Source organism: Streptomyces sp. NPDC056144 (genome assembly GCF_042264145.1).
Taxonomy (GTDB): domain Bacteria; phylum Actinomycetota; class Actinomycetes; order Streptomycetales; family Streptomycetaceae; genus Streptomyces.
This window is the reverse complement of the sequence record NZ_JBHJVF010000001.1, coordinates 476,115-489,322: the sequence shown is the minus strand read 5'-3', so window position 1 is coordinate 489,322 and position 13,208 is coordinate 476,115. Positions and strand designations below refer to the sequence as shown.

Here is a 13,208-nt window from a genome sequence, read left to right as displayed (position 1 = left end):
CGTCCTGCGCGCGGAGGGGTTGGAGCGCAAAGTCAATCGCGTACCGTCAGTTACGGTCAAGTACGATCAATTCACGCACAGTTAACATCGTGTCCGCGGTGTACCCGGTCCCACGACGCGCCCGGTTCGCCCCGCTGAACTCGCTCAGTTCCCCACGCTGAACTCGCTCAGTTCCCCACGTTGAACTCGCACCAGACGCACTTGCCGCCGCCCCGCGACTCCACGCCCCACGCGTCCGAGATCTGCTCGACCAGGAGCAGCCCCCGCCCCGAGACCCCCGCCTCGCCCGCCTCGCGGCGCCGGGGCAGGGCGCTCGACCGGTCCTCGACCTCGACGCGCAGCCTCCGTTCGAGCCCGCCCAGGACCCGCAGGGTGACGATCGCGCCGCCGTCGGTGTGCATGAGGGCGTTGGTCATCATCTCGTCGGCGACCAGTTCGATCTCGTCCGCGCGCTCCCCCGCGCCCCAGGCCCGTACCGCCGCCCTGATCATGTGCCGCGCCGAGCTCAGCGCCTCGGGGTCGCTCTGGGCCACGTGCTGCCGGAAGCGGCCCGCCGCCTGGGCGGCGAAGGCCTCGTCCCGCCGGAGCAGCAGGATGGCGACGTCGTCCTCGCCGCCCCGGTCGGCGACCACGTCGCAGAGGTGGTCGGCGAGCTCCTGGAGGTCGCCGGGGCCGCGCCGGACGAGCGAGGTGAGCCACTGGAAGCCCTCGTCGAGGTCGGCGCCCGGCTTCTCCACGAGACCGTCGGTGTAGAGCATCAGGGTCTGTCCGGGGTCCAGCTCCAGGGTCGTCACGGGGTAGTCGAGGCGGCCGAACTCGGCGGAGAGCCCGAGCGGCAGACCGCCCTCCACCGTGATCCGGCGGCAGCCGCCGTCGATCTCCCTGATCAGCGGGTCGACGTGCCCGGCGCGGACGACCTGGACCACGCCCGTGCCGAGGTCGACCTCGGCGTACGTGCAGGTGGCGAACCGTTCCGTGTCGAGCTCGTGGAGGAAGACGGAGGCGCGGGCCATGACCGTGGCCGGGGTGTGCCCCTCGGCGGCGTACGCGCGCAGCACGATCCGCAGCTGGCCCATGACGGCCGCCGCGTGCGTGTCGTGGCCCTGGACGTCGCCGATGACCGCGCCGACCCGCCCGCCGGGCAGCGGGATGATGTCGTACCAGTCGCCGCCGATGTCCCGGCCGAGCCGCGCGGAGCGGTAGCGGACGGCGGTCTGCGCGCCGGTCACCTCGGGGATGCGGCGCGGGAGCATCGCCTGCTGGAGCCCCTCGGCGAGGTCGTGCTCCTGCTCGTACAGCATGGCCCGCTGGAGGCTCTGCGCGATGCTGCTGCCGAGCGCGACGAGCAGGGTCCGCTCGTCCTCGCTGAAGCCGGTCTTGTCGCTGTAGAGCAGCCCGAGCGCGCCGATGGGTCTCGCCTGGGCGATGAGCGGCAGATAGGCGGCGGCGGTGATGCCGAGGCCGCTGATGTGCGGCCAGAGGATCGGGTACGAGTCGGAGAAGTCCCGGGCCGTGTCGATGAACCGGGGCCGCAGGGTGCGGATCACCTCGCTCATCGGGTACGGCTCGTCCACCCGGGTGAACCGGGTGCCCGGCACGAAGGCGCCGTCGGGCCCCTCGGCGACCAGGTGGATGCGGCCGGCTTCGAGGAGGCCCATGACGAGGCTCGCCGCGCCGAAGTGTTCGAGGGCGTGCGAGTCGTTGAGGAGGTCGATGACGTCCTGGACGGTACGGGCGTACGCGAGGGCCGCCGTCGTTCCCTCGACGACCCCGGCGCGCTGGCGGCGCCCCTCGTCGAGACCGAGCCGCGCGGCCGACTCGGTCAGCTCGTGGGTGGCGTCGCGCAGGACGCCGACGATGCGGACCGGACGGCCGGTCTCGTCGCGGTGGACGAGGCCCTGGGTGTGGGTCCACTGGTGGGTGCCGTCGCGGCGGCGGATGCGGAAGTACGCCCCGTACTGGTCGCTGCCCTCCTTGAGCGCCTGGGCGACCATCGTGTCGAGGCGGGTGCCCTCGTCGGGCAGGACGCGGGGCGCGAGGTCCTCGGGGCGGTCGTGGTACTCCGAGCGGTCCAGGTCGAAGACTTCCAGGGCCGCGTCGTCCATGAGCATCTCGCCCGTGAGCAGGTCCCAGTCGAAGCCGCCCATGCGGAAGGCGGAGCCGTAGTCGTGGAGGATCCGGGCGCCGGCGCCGGGCGCCGGCTCCGTTGGCGACGGTACGTGGTGCTGTTCTGGATGTCCCGGTGCACGGTGGAGCCGCTCGGCCGCCTCCCCGCCCCCTCTGCCCGCGTTCATGGGGCCACGCTAGGCGCAGCCCTGCCCGTGCGCACCATGAAGATCCGTTTCACCCTTCGAAGGTCTCGGGCTGATCGGGATACGGGACGGAGTACGGGTCCTCCTGGTAGGGCTGGTCCGGGAAGGGCTGGTCCGGGAACGGCGCGTCCGGGTGAGCGGGCTCTTCGCCGTAGGGCTCCTCGGGGAACGGCTGCTCCTGATACGGCTGCTCCTGGTAGGGCTGCTCCTGGTAGGGCTGCTCGGTGTACGGCTCCACGGGCTCGGGCACGACCTGCTCCGGAACGACGGGCTCGGGAGCCACGGACTCAGGGGCCACGGACTCGGGCGCGACCGTGTCCGGCGTCACCGGCTCCGGGGCCACCGTCTCCGGGGTGACCGGCGCGGGCGCCACCGACTCGGGACGGGCGGGCTGCGGCCGGACGGTCTCGGGCCGGACCTGGTCCGGAGTCGGAGCGTCCGGAGTGGCCGCGTCCGGCGCCACGGGCTCCGGCGTCGCCGCCTGCTCCAGGCGGCACGCGTCCGGGTCGCACCCGGGCTCCACGGCCGGCTTCCGGTCCTCGGCCCCGTCGCTGCCGGTGCGCCGCTCGATCCAGCTGCGGTCGGCCGCGTTCACGATGACGAGGCTGGTGACGACGGAGGTGGTCGGCCGGACCACGACGACGTGCTCGGGGTCGAAGCCGTCCCAGGCGTCGCCCTGGTGGACGCCGCTGGGGACGTCGACGGGGGCCCGGAGCGGGTTGCCGCAGGCGCAGCGGACGCGCGGGGAGCCGTACTGGTCGACGAGGACCGCCGTACCGCTCTGGAGGACGGACTGGAAGGCGGTGGCCCGGCCGCCCCGGTAGCCGTGGTTGGTGACGCGCGCGTCGGCGCGGAGGACGACGGGGGTCAGGCCGCGCAGCCACCCGGCGACGCCCGCCTCGGGGATTCCGGCGGCCTCGGCGAAGGCGCGGGTCTTGGCCGGGTCGGCGGCGAGGAAGCCGGCCTGCTGCTCGACGTCGCAGCTGGCCTCGGCGCGCGTGCCGCCGTACAGGCCGGGGGTGGAGCCGGTGACCTCGCGGACCCGCTGGACGGACGCGGCGTCGGGGTTCCGGGCGACGGCGGGGGTGAGGGCGCCGATCCGGGCGGAGGACTCGGTGAAGGGGTCGGGGCCCCGGGAGGTGACCGACTGGAGCAGGACCTCCTGGGCGGGGGCGTCGGGCTGCTCGCCGTGGTTGCCGCCCTCCTCGCCGGAGGAGCAGCCGGCGACGACGAGTGCCGAGGTGAGCGCACCGATCGCGGTGAGCAGGGGGGAGGAGCGCACCGGGTTCTCCTGAGGTCTCGGCCGGTCAGTCCTTCATGTCTGTCGCAGCGCCGGGGCGCCCGCAAGCGGAGGAAGTCCGACCGGGGCGAGGGGCACCCGACCGGCGGGCACCCGACCGCGAACCTCCCACTTGAACACGTTCAAGAAAGCCTCTACGCTCGGCATGCCAGTTGAACACGTTCAAGAACGTGTTCACGTCTCTTGTCGGGGGGTGTCGCATGACCGCGCTGCCGCTGATCGTGAACCCGGTCGTGATGGTCGGGATGTTCTGGGTCGTGCCCACGGGTCTCGCGCTCCTCGACGGCCCCCGGCCCCCGGGCTGGGACCCGCTCCGGCGGGCGTGGCCGTTCCTCGCCGTTCCCGGGGCGCTCGCCCTGTGGCTGCCGCGTTCGGGACTCGCGGCCGGGCTCGCCGCCGTCTACGCCCTGGCCACGGTCGCGCTCGCGCTCCAGGCCGCGGCCCGCCTGACGCTCACCCGCTCCCTCCACCCCCGCGAGACCGCCGTCCTCACCGCGCTCGTCGCGCCCTCCGTCGCCGGACTGGCGCTGGTCGCCGAGCGGGCCTCGTACCCGCTCTTCGGCTTCGACCTCGACGTGCTCGCGCTGACCGTCCCGCACTTCCACTTCGCGGGCTTCGCCGCCGCCCTGGTCGCCGGACTCGTCTGCCGCGCCGACGACGGCCCCGCCGCCCGCTTCGCCGCGCTCAGCGTCCCCGCCGGCACCCTCCTCGTCCTCCTCGGCTACTTCGTCGACGACTGGGCCGAGCTCGTCGGCGCGGTCGTCCTCACCGCGGGCATGACGGCCGTCGCCGTCCTGACCCTGCGCGAACGCCGCGACCTCGCGGCCGACCCGCTCACCCGCGGCCTGCTCGCCGTCTCGGCCCTCGTCCTCGCCGCCACCATGCTGCTCGCCCTGAGCTGGGCCCTCGGGGAGGCCACCGGACTCCCCCACCTCAGCCTGGCGTGGACGGCCGGGACCCACGGCATCGGCAACGCCCTCGGCTTCGCCGTCTGCGCGCTCCTCGCGAGGCGCCGCCTCCACACCACCGAAAGCCCCCGCGTCCCCCTCCGAACGGAGCTCCCGGCATGACCCGCCTCACGCACGACGTCACCCGCGGCGAACGCCCCCGCCCCCGCCTCACCTACCCGGAGGTCGGCGCCACCCGCACCCCCGACCACCTCCCCCACGGCTACCACCACCTCCGCGTCACCACCGTCGTCGGCCACGGCCGCGCCGCCTTCGAGGCCGCGGGCGCCGCCGTCACCACCTGGCGGACCCACCGCGCCTCGGGCGCCACCGTCCGCAGCACCGCCGCGCGCGCCGAGCCCGGCGTCCACCTGGAGGTGTCGGCGGGCATCGGCCGCCTCCGGATAGGCGTGCCCTGCGAGGTGATCTGGACGGCGTACGAGGAGGACCGCGTCGGTTTCGCGTACGGCACCCTCACCGGCCACCCGGAGCGCGGCGAGGAGTCCTTCATCGTGACGCTCGCGCCGGACGGCACGGTCCTGTTCACGGTCACCGCCTTCAGCCGCCCCGACGCCTGGTACACCCGCCTCGCCGGCCCCGTGGTCCCGGTGCTCCAGCGGACGTACGCCCGCCACCTCGGCCGGACCACCCGGCGGCTCGCCCAGGGGTGACCCCGGCCGGGCCGCGGGCCGATACTGGAGGCGATGGAGTGGTTCACCGCGCCCGACCTCTGGCTGAGCCGGATCCTGTTCCAGCGGGGCCTCGCCGGGCTGTACTGCGTGGCGTTCCTGTCGGCCGCCCTCCAGTTCAGGGCGCTGATCGGCGAGCGCGGCATGCTCCCCGTACCGGAGTACGTCCGCCGGACGCGTCCCCGCCGCACGCCCTCGCTCTTCCACTGGCGCTACTCCGACACCCTGTTCGCCGCCGTCGCCTGGACGGGGTTCGGCCTCGCGCTGGCCATGGCGGCGGGCGCCGGGGACGCCGTACCGCTGCCGGTCTCGATGCTGCTGTGGCTGGTGCTCTGGGGGCTCTACCTGTCGATCGTGAACGTCGGCCAGACCTGGTACTCCTTCGGCTGGGAGTCCCTCCTCCTGGAGACGGGCTTCCTGGCCGTCTTCCTGGGCAACGACGACACCGGACCGCCCCTCCTCGTGCTCCTCCTCCTGCGCTGGCTGCTCTTCCGCGTCGAGTTCGGCGCCGGACTCATCAAGATCCGCGGCGACGAGTGCTGGCGCAAGCTCACCTGTCTCTACCACCACCACGAGACGCAGCCGATGCCCGGACCGCTGAGCTGGTTCTTCCACCACCTCCCGCGCCCGCTGCACCGCGTCGAGGCGGGCGCGAACCACGTCGTCCAGCTCTTCGTCCCGTTCCTGCTCTTCGCCCCGCAGCCCGTGGCCACCGTCGCCGCCGGGCTGATGATCGCGACCCAGCTGTGGCTGGTGCTCTCCGGCAACTTCGCCTGGCTGAACTGGATCACCATCGTCCTCGCCGTCTCGGTCGTGGACCTCTCCCCGCTCACCGGGGAGCACCCGCAACCGGACCCGCCGCTCTGGTACGTGGCCGTGGTCGCCGCGCTGACCGCCTTCGTCCTCGTACGGAGCTACCGCCCGGTGCGGAACCTGCTGTCGCGGCACCAGGCGATGAACCGCTCGTACGACCCGTACCACCTGGTCAACACCTACGGGGCGTTCGGGACGGTCGGGCGGATCCGGGACGAGATCGTGGTCGAGGGCACCGACGAGGCGGAGCCGCCGCACGAGGGGACGGTGTGGCGGGAGTACGGCTTCAAGGGCAAGCCGGGCGACCCGCGCCGGCTGCCGCGCCAGTTCGCCCCGTACCACCTGCGGCTCGACTGGCTGATGTGGTTCGCGGCGCTCTCGCCCGGCTACGCGCGGGACTGGTTCGGGCCGTTCGTGGAGCGGCTGCTCGACGGCGACCGGGACACGCTGAGGCTGCTCGCCCACAACCCCTTCCCGGACGCGCCGCCGAGGTACGTACGGGCCCGGCTCTACCGGTACCGGTTCACGACCTGGCGCGAGCTGCGCGAGACGGGCGCCTGGTGGGACCGGCGGCTGCTGCGCGAGTACCTGCCGCCGACGCGGCTTCGGTCCTGACGCGCGGCTGCCCCCGGCCGGATGAGGCGGCCGGGGGCAACGGGCGGAGCGACGACTGCGCCGGGTCGGGGACGCAGATGCTCAGTCGATACCGGGCAGGATGTGGGGCTCCGCGAGGTCGTCCTCGTACCCGGCCAGCCGGATGGGGGCCGAGCGCGCCCACACTTCGAGGCTTCCGAGCTGCCCGTCGCGGCGTGGCCGGTCGGGGGACTCGGACTGTCTCGGTTCCTGCTTCTTCAGTTCGGTTGTCACCGCGCACTCCCTTGTGTCGCGAAACCAGTGAGGACTTGATGCCGTCGGTCGCGGTGGCGCCGTTGTTCGGGCGGGGCCGCGGCCTTGGTGACAGACCAGTCCCCTGACCGGTCGTGAAGACGGTGTGTGTCCCCGGTGACCGATCGTGGACATCAGACTAACCAAATGAGCGCGGGAGCGCTCTACCGGGCTCGAAAGTGTGACGCGATCGAGTGAATGAAACGGAAGAGGCGCCCCACCAGCGGGTGGGGCGCCTCTTCCGACTGACCGGACGACCGGCTGACCGGACGACCGGCTGACCGGCGTCTACCAGTTCGCGGGGGCGTAGTCCTTCAGGAAGCAGCCGTACAGGTCCTCGCCGGCCTCGCCGCGGACGACCGGGTCGTAGACGCGGGCGGCGCCGTCGACGAGGTCGAGGGGGGCGTGGAAGCCCTCCTCGGCGAGGCGCAGCTTGTCGAAGTGCGGGCGCTCGTCCGTGATCCAGCCGGTGTCGACCGAGGTCATGAGGATGCCGTCGGTCTGGAACATCTCCTGGCCGCTGGTCCGCGTCACCATGTTCATCGCGGCCTTGGCGGCGTTGGTGTTCGGGTGACCCGCGCCCTTGTAGCCGCGGCTGAAGACGCCCTCCATCGCCGAGACGTTGACGACGTACGCGCGGCCGCTCGCGGCCTTCTTCGCGGCCTCGGCCATCGACGCGCGCAGCTTGCTGATGAGGATGAACGGGGCCGTGTAGTTGCAGAGCTGGGTCTCCAGGAGCTCGACCGGGGAGATCTGCTCGATGCTCTGCACCCACGTGTTGCTCTCGACGACGTCGGGCACGAGGCCGCCGGCGTCGATGGCGGTGCCGTCGAGGTGCTTGGCGATGGTGGCGTTGCCCGCGACGAGCGCGAGGTCGGCGACCTGCTGGGCCTCCAGGTCGCGCACGCCGGCCGGGAGCTCGGAGGAGCCGACGAGCTCGCCGACCGCGCCGGAGTTGAACGCGCCGATGACGTGGTGGGCGGGGAGCTCGCCGGCCGGCAGCGGGGCGCTCTCGCCCTCGACGAGGGCGGAGTACGCGGAGGGCAGGCGGCGGACGGTCTGCGTCGCGTTGTTGATGAGGATGTCCAGCGGACCGGCCTCGGCCACCTGGTCCGCGAGGGCCACGGCCTGCGCGGGGTCGCGCAGGTCGATGCCGACGACCTCCAGGCGGTGCATCCAGTCCGCGGAGTCCTCCATCGCCTTGAAGCGGCGGATGGCGTCCTTCGGGAAACGCGTGGTGATCGTCGTGTGGGCGCCGTCGCGGAGCAGCCGCAGGGCGATGTACATGCCGATCTTGGCGCGGCCGCCGGTGAGGAGCGCGCGCTTGCCGCTGAGGTCGGCGCTCGCCTCGCGCTTGGCGCGGTTGAGCGCCGCGCAGGGCTGGCAGAGCTGGTGGTAGAAGTAGTCGACCTCGACGTACCGCGTCTTGCAGACGTAGCAGGAGCGCGGGCGCTGGAGTATCCCCGCGATCCGGCCCTCCTCGGTGACGGAGGTGGGCAGCAGGCCCTCGGTCTCGTCGTCGATGCGCTGCGCGGAGCCGGTGGCCGTGGCCTCGGTGACCGCCTTGTCGTTGGCGGTCTTGGAGGCCCGGCGCTCCTGGCGGCGGCGCTGCTTCACGGTCCGGTAGATGCCGGCGGTGGCGCGGCGCACGCGGATGGCGTCCGGGTGGTCGACGTCGAGCTCGTCGAGCTCGTCGAGGACGCTCAGGCAGACGGCCAGGCGTTCGGGGTCGATACCCGGCCCGTATTCCTGGGTTTCTTCGGTCACCGTCATGGCCTTCGGGTTCCTCGTTCGCTCGTGGTTCGCTGGTGGTGCGCGGTTCTCAAAGACCCAACTTTACGGAGCGGGGGGCCGCGCCTCCAAACCCGTTCGGGGTGCGTGGTCGAAGACACAGTCGCCGCAGAGTCCGCCGCCGGAGCAGCGGTAGATGAGGCAGCAGGTGGAGCGGCGCAGCCGGGGGCCGTGGACCGTACCGGAGAGGTCGGGGTCGTCGAGGAGTCCGGAGACGAGGACGGCGGCCCGTTGGGCGACCTCGGGGCGGTTCCGGACGCGGGACCAGCGGACGATCTCCCGCAGGGCCCCGGCGAGGGCGGAGCCCGCGTTGCCCCACAGGAGCCGGGGCGCGATCCGGCCGTCGCGCGCGAGGGCCGCGTGCAGCGGGACGAGGTGGGCCTCCTGGACGGTCGCGCGGAGGTTCGCCACCGTGGCGGGGAGGGTGCCGGAGCCGGACCACCAGAGGTCGTCGGGGGCGGTGAGGGCGCCGTCCCAGGACAGCTCGTCGGGGGCGAGCGCGGGCAGGCGCCCGTAGAGGGCCGCCGGGCCGAGCGCGGTCGACCAGAGGCGGGCCGCGAGGCCGAGGTGGGCGACGGAGGCGGCGACACGGCGCTCGGGGGCACGGAGCCGGGCGGCGACGTGGTCGAGGCGGGCGGTCAGCGGCCCGTCGTCGCCCCCGTAGAGGCGGGAGAGGGGCCGGTGGGCGCCGCCGCTCGCGGGCGGGCAGGTCCGCAGGACGAAGAACCCGCCCAAGGACCCGCTGTCGACGATCTCCACGCCACTCCCCTGTCTCGTGCGCTGTGTGCGGTGGCGCCGCGATTCTCCCGTACGGGCCGTGGGGGGGCTGCGGGGGCCGTACGGGCGTACGCCCCTGGTCGTACGGGCGGGCCGCGTACTGCGACGGCGGTACCGCCCGGTCCCTCCTCCGGTACGACGCCGAATTCGCCCGGAAGAGAGATCGTGGAGGGTATGAGTCCCCTCCTGCTGTCCGTCCTCCTGGCCCTGGTCTCGGCGGTCGCCTACGCCGCCGCGGCGATCGTGCAGGAGCGGGTCGCGGCCTCCGCCGACGGTCCGCGCTACGCGCCGCTGCGCAGCCCGGTCTGGTGGGTGTCCGTCCTGCTCAACGGCCTCGGCGCCACCCTGCACGTGGCCGCCCTCGCCTTCGGCCCGCTCAGCCTGGTCCAGCCGCTCGGCGCCCTCACGATCGTCTTCGCCCTGCCCATGGCGGCGCTCTTCGTCGGCCGCAGGGCCGGGCGGCGGGCGTGGCGGGGCGCCCTCATGGCGACGGCCGGCCTGGCCGGGCTGCTGAGCCTGACGAGCGGCGCGGACACCGGCTCGCTCGCGGACGGCGAGCGGTGGCTGCTCGCGGCCGGCACGGCGGCGGCGGTGGCGGTGCTGTTCGCGCTCGCGCACCTGGTGGGCCGGTCGGTGCTGCGCAGCGTGGTCCTGGCCGCCGCCGCCGGTGTCTCCTTCGGCATGGCCTCGGTCTTCACGAAGTCCGTGGCCGAGGAGTGGACGGCGCGGGCGCCCCTCGCCGAGTGGACGGGGCTCCTCGTCCTCTCGGCGCTCGCCGTGACCGGACTGCTGCTCTCCCAGGCCTCCTATCGGGGCGCGGGGCTCGCGGCCCCGCTGGCCACCGTCACGGTGGTGAACCCGGTGGTCGCGGCGGCCGTGGGCCTGACGCTGTTCGACGAGTCCTTCCGGTACGGCGCCGCCGGCGGCGTGGCCGCGCTGCTGTGCGGCGCGGTGGCCGCGGCGGGCCTGGTGCAGCTCACCCTGGACCGGATGACGGTCTCGGGGTCAGATGGAGACCCCGCGGGCCCTGAGATAGGCCAGCGGGTCGATGTCGGAGCCGTACCCGGGACCCGTCCGCACCTCGAAGTGAAGGTGCGGTCCCGAGCTGTTGCCGGTCGATCCTGACCGCCCGATGCGCTGGCCGCCCTGGACCCGCTGCCCCTCGCGGACCGAGACCGCCGAGAGGTGCGCGTACTGGCTGTAACGCCCGTCCTCGTGCCGCAGGACGACCTGGTACCCGTACGCCCCTCCCCACCCGGCGGAGACCACCCGCGCGTCGGCGACGGCCGTGACGGAGGTCCCGGTGGGGACGGGGAAGTCGACGCCGGTGTGGTAGCCGCTGGACCAGGAGGAACCACGGGTGCCGTAGCGGGTGCCGATGTCGGCGGAGACGGGGGCGGAGTAGCGGTCGGTGTCGGGCTTGGCCTGGGTCCTGACCTGCGTGGTGGCGGGCTTTTTGGTGGTGGTCTTGGCGGAGGGCTTGGTGGAGGGCCTGGCGACGGGCTTGGCGACCGGCTTCGCGACGGGCTTGGCGACGGGCTTGGTGACCGGCTTGGCTGCCGGCCTGGCGGGCTTCGACTCCGGCTTCGGCTCCGGCTTCGGCTTCGGCTTCGGCTTCGCCGTCTCGGCAGGTTTGGCGGGATTGGCGATCGTGCCCGGCTTGGCAATCGTTCCCGGCCTGGCGAGCTTGCCCGGCTTCGTGATCTCGGCGGGCTTCGCGAGTTTGCCGGGTTTCGTGGGCGCGGAGATGCGCAGGGTGAGCCGCTGACCGGGGTGGATGAGGTCGGGGTCGTCGCCGACGACGGTCCGGTTCCTCTCGTACAGCCGCTGCCAGCCGCCCTGGACGCGCTCGTCCCGGGCGATCGTCGAGAGGGAGTCGCCGGGGGTGACCGTGTACATCTCGCGGATGGTGGGCACGGTGGTGGGGTCGGCGCGGCGGGCGGGCTGCTGGGGTAAGGCGCGCTGGCCGGGGAGGGCGGCCCTGGGGGCGTTCGCGTGGGTCGCGGTGCCGGTGCCGGTACCGGGGGCCTCGCCGCCCCGGGCGAGGCCCGCGCGGGGCCCGCAGGCGGGCCAGGCGCCGGGCCCCTGGCCCTTGAGAACGCGCTCGGCGATGGCGATCTGCTGGTCCTTGGAGGCCAGGTCGGCGCGGGGGGCGTAGTGGGTGCCGCCGTAGTTCTCCCAGGTGGACTGGGAGAACTGGAGGCCGCCGAAGTAGCCGTTGCCGGTGTTGATGTGCCAGTTGGAGGAGGACTCGCAGGAGGCGACCTTCTCCCAGACGTCCATCGAGGCGGCCTGTACGGCTCCGGAGCCGATCAGCGGCAGCGCCATGCCGGCGCCTCCCGCGGTGACGGTGAGCGAGGCGCGGTTGATGCGGCTCGGCTGGTGGCGGCGGTGACGTCCGCGTACGGCCATGGGCCCCCCTTGGAACACAGCGACAGCCGTCCAAGTTAGGGGCGGAACACGCTCCGTGACAAGGCCGCGCGGAAAACCTCAGGTGGGCGGGGCGCCGGCGGGCCCCGGCTGGGGCTGCGGTTCGGGCGGCGGCACGGGCCCGCCGGGCTGCGGCACCGGGATCGGGGCCGGGTCGGGCGGTACGGGCACGGGGCTCGGCGGCGGCACGGGCGGGGGCGCGGGCGCCGGGGGCACGGGCTCGGGGAAGGGAGGGTGCGTCATGCGAACCTCGCAGGCTGAACGGAGAAGGGCCATCGGGAAGGAAGGTCCCTGTCTCCAGGGTGACCCCGATGGCCCCTCTTCCGCCTACCAGAGGCCGGGCGTGGCCTTGAGCTGGAGCTTCGCCGCGCGGGTGACGTCCTGCGGGGGCACGGGGGCCTCGTCGGGGTGCCGCGCGGCCCACTTGGCGGCGTACGGGCAGAGCGGGACGACGGGGACGCCCTCGGCGGCGGCGATCGCGTAGAACTCGCGCACGAGCGCCCCGGCGATCCCCTTCCCCTCGTGTCCGTCCTCGACGATGGTGTGGACGGCGACGAGGGCGTGCGGTGCGAGGTCGAGGACGAAGTAGACGATGACACCGACGTAGGTGTCGCCCTCGAAGGCCTCGAGGCGTCCGTTCGCCCGGTCGTCGCGGATCTTCAGCTCGGTCATGCGGCGGCTCTCCCTGGTCAGATCGACGCGGCCACGGCGTGCGGGGGGCGCACCGTGTCACTGCCGGGAACGGGCGCGGAGGCGTCCGCCCCGAGCTCCACGATGCGGTTCTCCCCGTCGACGTGCACGACACGCGGCACGTACGTCCGGGCCTCGGCGTCCTCCATCTGCGCGTAGCTGATGAGGATGACCAGGTCGCCGGGGTGCACGAGATGGGCGGCGGCCCCGTTGATCCCGATGACCCCGGACCCGCGCTCCCCCTCGATGACGTACGTCTCCAGGCGGGCCCCGTTGTCGATGTCGACGATGTGCACGAGCTCACCCGGCAGCAGGTCCGCCGCCTCCATGAGCTCGGCGTCGACGGTGACGGACCCCACGTAGTGGAGATCGGCCTGCGTCACGGTGGCGCGGTGAATCTTCGACTTGAATATCGTCCGAAACACTGAAGTACTCCTGAAAATAGGCTCCCTGCCTGCGTTTTTGCAGGTCAAGGGCTGTTCCCACACCCTACAACGAAGCGCAAGTCGGGGCACCTGTCCGCAGGTTCCCCAGGAGGGACCGAGCGGTCTCGAAACCGAGGTGTGTGGATCCC

Annotated in this window: 13 protein-coding genes; 4 read left to right on the top strand and 9 right to left on the bottom strand. The window is 73.3% G+C overall.

What is annotated here, in order from left to right; all coding sequences use genetic code 11:
- Window positions 1-167 precede the first annotated feature (167 nt).
- A complete protein-coding gene (locus ACFC0Z_RS02100) occupies window positions 168-2,294 on the bottom strand; it encodes a SpoIIE family protein phosphatase (RefSeq protein ID WP_376431759.1) in 2,127 nt (708 codons plus the stop codon).
- Between the two features lie 49 nt (window positions 2,295-2,343).
- A complete protein-coding gene (locus tag ACFC0Z_RS02095) occupies window positions 2,344-3,594 on the bottom strand; it encodes a DUF6777 domain-containing protein (RefSeq protein WP_376431757.1) in 1,251 nt (416 codons plus the stop codon).
- Between the two features lie 218 nt (window positions 3,595-3,812).
- On the opposite strand from ACFC0Z_RS02095, the gene ACFC0Z_RS02090 reads away from it, so the two are divergent.
- From ACFC0Z_RS02090 to ACFC0Z_RS02080, 3 genes are read left to right on the top strand one after another with little or no spacing between them, the layout of a single operon-like run.
- Entirely contained in the window at window positions 3,813-4,682 is an 870-nt protein-coding gene (locus ACFC0Z_RS02090) for a YndJ family protein (RefSeq protein ID WP_376431755.1), read from the top strand.
- Window positions 4,679-5,230: a DUF1990 family protein gene (locus tag ACFC0Z_RS02085; protein ID WP_376431753.1), complete on the top strand. Its 552-nt coding sequence runs from the start codon at window positions 4,679-4,681 to the stop codon at window positions 5,228-5,230. The genes ACFC0Z_RS02090 and ACFC0Z_RS02085 overlap by 4 nt, the downstream gene beginning before the upstream one ends.
- 33 nt (window positions 5,231-5,263) lie before the next feature.
- Window positions 5,264-6,676 carry a lipase maturation factor family protein gene (locus ACFC0Z_RS02080; RefSeq protein ID WP_376431751.1) on the top strand — a complete coding sequence of 471 codons (1,413 nt, stop codon included), beginning with the start codon at window positions 5,264-5,266 and terminating at the stop codon, window positions 6,674-6,676.
- Window positions 6,677-6,757: 81 nt separating this feature from the next.
- Here the strand turns inward: ACFC0Z_RS02080 and ACFC0Z_RS02075 are convergent, their stop codons facing one another.
- The 3 genes from ACFC0Z_RS02075 to ACFC0Z_RS02065 all read right to left on the bottom strand — a co-directional run bounded on the left by ACFC0Z_RS02075 (window position 6,758) and on the right by ACFC0Z_RS02065 (window position 9,496).
- Complete coding sequence (locus tag ACFC0Z_RS02075; RefSeq protein ID WP_376431749.1) at window positions 6,758-6,928, bottom strand: hypothetical protein; 171 nt, start codon at window positions 6,926-6,928, stop codon at window positions 6,758-6,760.
- 306 nt (window positions 6,929-7,234) lie between these two features.
- The gene (locus ACFC0Z_RS02070) at window positions 7,235-8,719 is read right to left on the bottom strand and encodes an SDR family NAD(P)-dependent oxidoreductase (RefSeq protein WP_376431747.1); all 1,485 of its coding nucleotides are present in this window, start codon (window positions 8,717-8,719) and stop codon (window positions 7,235-7,237) included.
- A gap of 63 nt (window positions 8,720-8,782) precedes the next feature.
- The gene (locus tag ACFC0Z_RS02065; RefSeq protein ID WP_376431745.1) at window positions 8,783-9,496 is read right to left on the bottom strand and encodes a (2Fe-2S)-binding protein; all 714 of its coding nucleotides are present in this window, start codon (window positions 9,494-9,496) and stop codon (window positions 8,783-8,785) included.
- A gap of 192 nt (window positions 9,497-9,688) precedes the next feature.
- On the opposite strand from ACFC0Z_RS02065, the gene ACFC0Z_RS02060 reads away from it, so the two are divergent.
- Window positions 9,689-10,639, top strand: coding sequence for a DMT family transporter (locus tag ACFC0Z_RS02060; RefSeq protein WP_376431743.1), 951 nt, complete (start codon window positions 9,689-9,691; stop codon window positions 10,637-10,639).
- Here the strand turns inward: ACFC0Z_RS02060 and ACFC0Z_RS02055 are convergent.
- The 4 genes from ACFC0Z_RS02055 to panD all read right to left on the bottom strand — a co-directional run bounded on the left by ACFC0Z_RS02055 (window position 10,520) and on the right by panD (window position 13,059).
- Window positions 10,520-11,926, bottom strand: coding sequence for a transglycosylase family protein (locus ACFC0Z_RS02055; protein WP_376431741.1), 1,407 nt, complete (start codon window positions 11,924-11,926; stop codon window positions 10,520-10,522). The genes ACFC0Z_RS02060 and ACFC0Z_RS02055 overlap by 120 nt on opposite strands.
- Window positions 11,927-12,004: 78 nt before the next feature.
- Complete coding sequence (locus ACFC0Z_RS02050; RefSeq protein WP_376431739.1) at window positions 12,005-12,187, bottom strand: hypothetical protein; 183 nt, start codon at window positions 12,185-12,187, stop codon at window positions 12,005-12,007.
- Window positions 12,188-12,271: 84 nt separating this feature from the next.
- A complete protein-coding gene (locus ACFC0Z_RS02045; protein WP_376431737.1) occupies window positions 12,272-12,616 on the bottom strand; it encodes a GNAT family N-acetyltransferase in 345 nt (114 codons plus the stop codon).
- Between the two features lie 17 nt (window positions 12,617-12,633).
- Entirely contained in the window at window positions 12,634-13,059 is a 426-nt protein-coding gene (panD, locus tag ACFC0Z_RS02040) for an aspartate 1-decarboxylase (protein ID WP_376431735.1), read from the bottom strand.
- Window positions 13,060-13,208 lie beyond the last annotated feature (149 nt).

Excerpts from the sequence above, each read along its gene's own strand:
- ACFC0Z_RS02055 (WP_376431741.1), bottom strand. The coding sequence starts at position 11,926 with ATGGCCGTACGCGGACGTCACCGCCGCCACCAGCCGAGCCGCATCAAC.
- ACFC0Z_RS02100 (WP_376431759.1), bottom strand. The coding sequence starts at position 2,294 with ATGAACGCGGGCAGAGGGGGCGGGGAGGCGGCCGAGCGGCTCCACCGT.
- ACFC0Z_RS02080 (WP_376431751.1), top strand. The coding sequence starts at position 5,264 with ATGGAGTGGTTCACCGCGCCCGACCTCTGGCTGAGCCGGATCCTGTTC.
- ACFC0Z_RS02045 (WP_376431737.1), bottom strand. The coding sequence starts at position 12,616 with ATGACCGAGCTGAAGATCCGCGACGACCGGGCGAACGGACGCCTCGAG.
- ACFC0Z_RS02090 (WP_376431755.1), top strand. The coding sequence starts at position 3,813 with ATGACCGCGCTGCCGCTGATCGTGAACCCGGTCGTGATGGTCGGGATG.
- ACFC0Z_RS02060 (WP_376431743.1), top strand. The coding sequence starts at position 9,689 with ATGAGTCCCCTCCTGCTGTCCGTCCTCCTGGCCCTGGTCTCGGCGGTC.
- ACFC0Z_RS02050 (WP_376431739.1), bottom strand. The coding sequence starts at position 12,187 with ATGACGCACCCTCCCTTCCCCGAGCCCGTGCCCCCGGCGCCCGCGCCC.
- ACFC0Z_RS02070 (WP_376431747.1), bottom strand. The coding sequence starts at position 8,719 with ATGACGGTGACCGAAGAAACCCAGGAATACGGGCCGGGTATCGACCCC.
- ACFC0Z_RS02085 (WP_376431753.1), top strand. The coding sequence starts at position 4,679 with ATGACCCGCCTCACGCACGACGTCACCCGCGGCGAACGCCCCCGCCCC.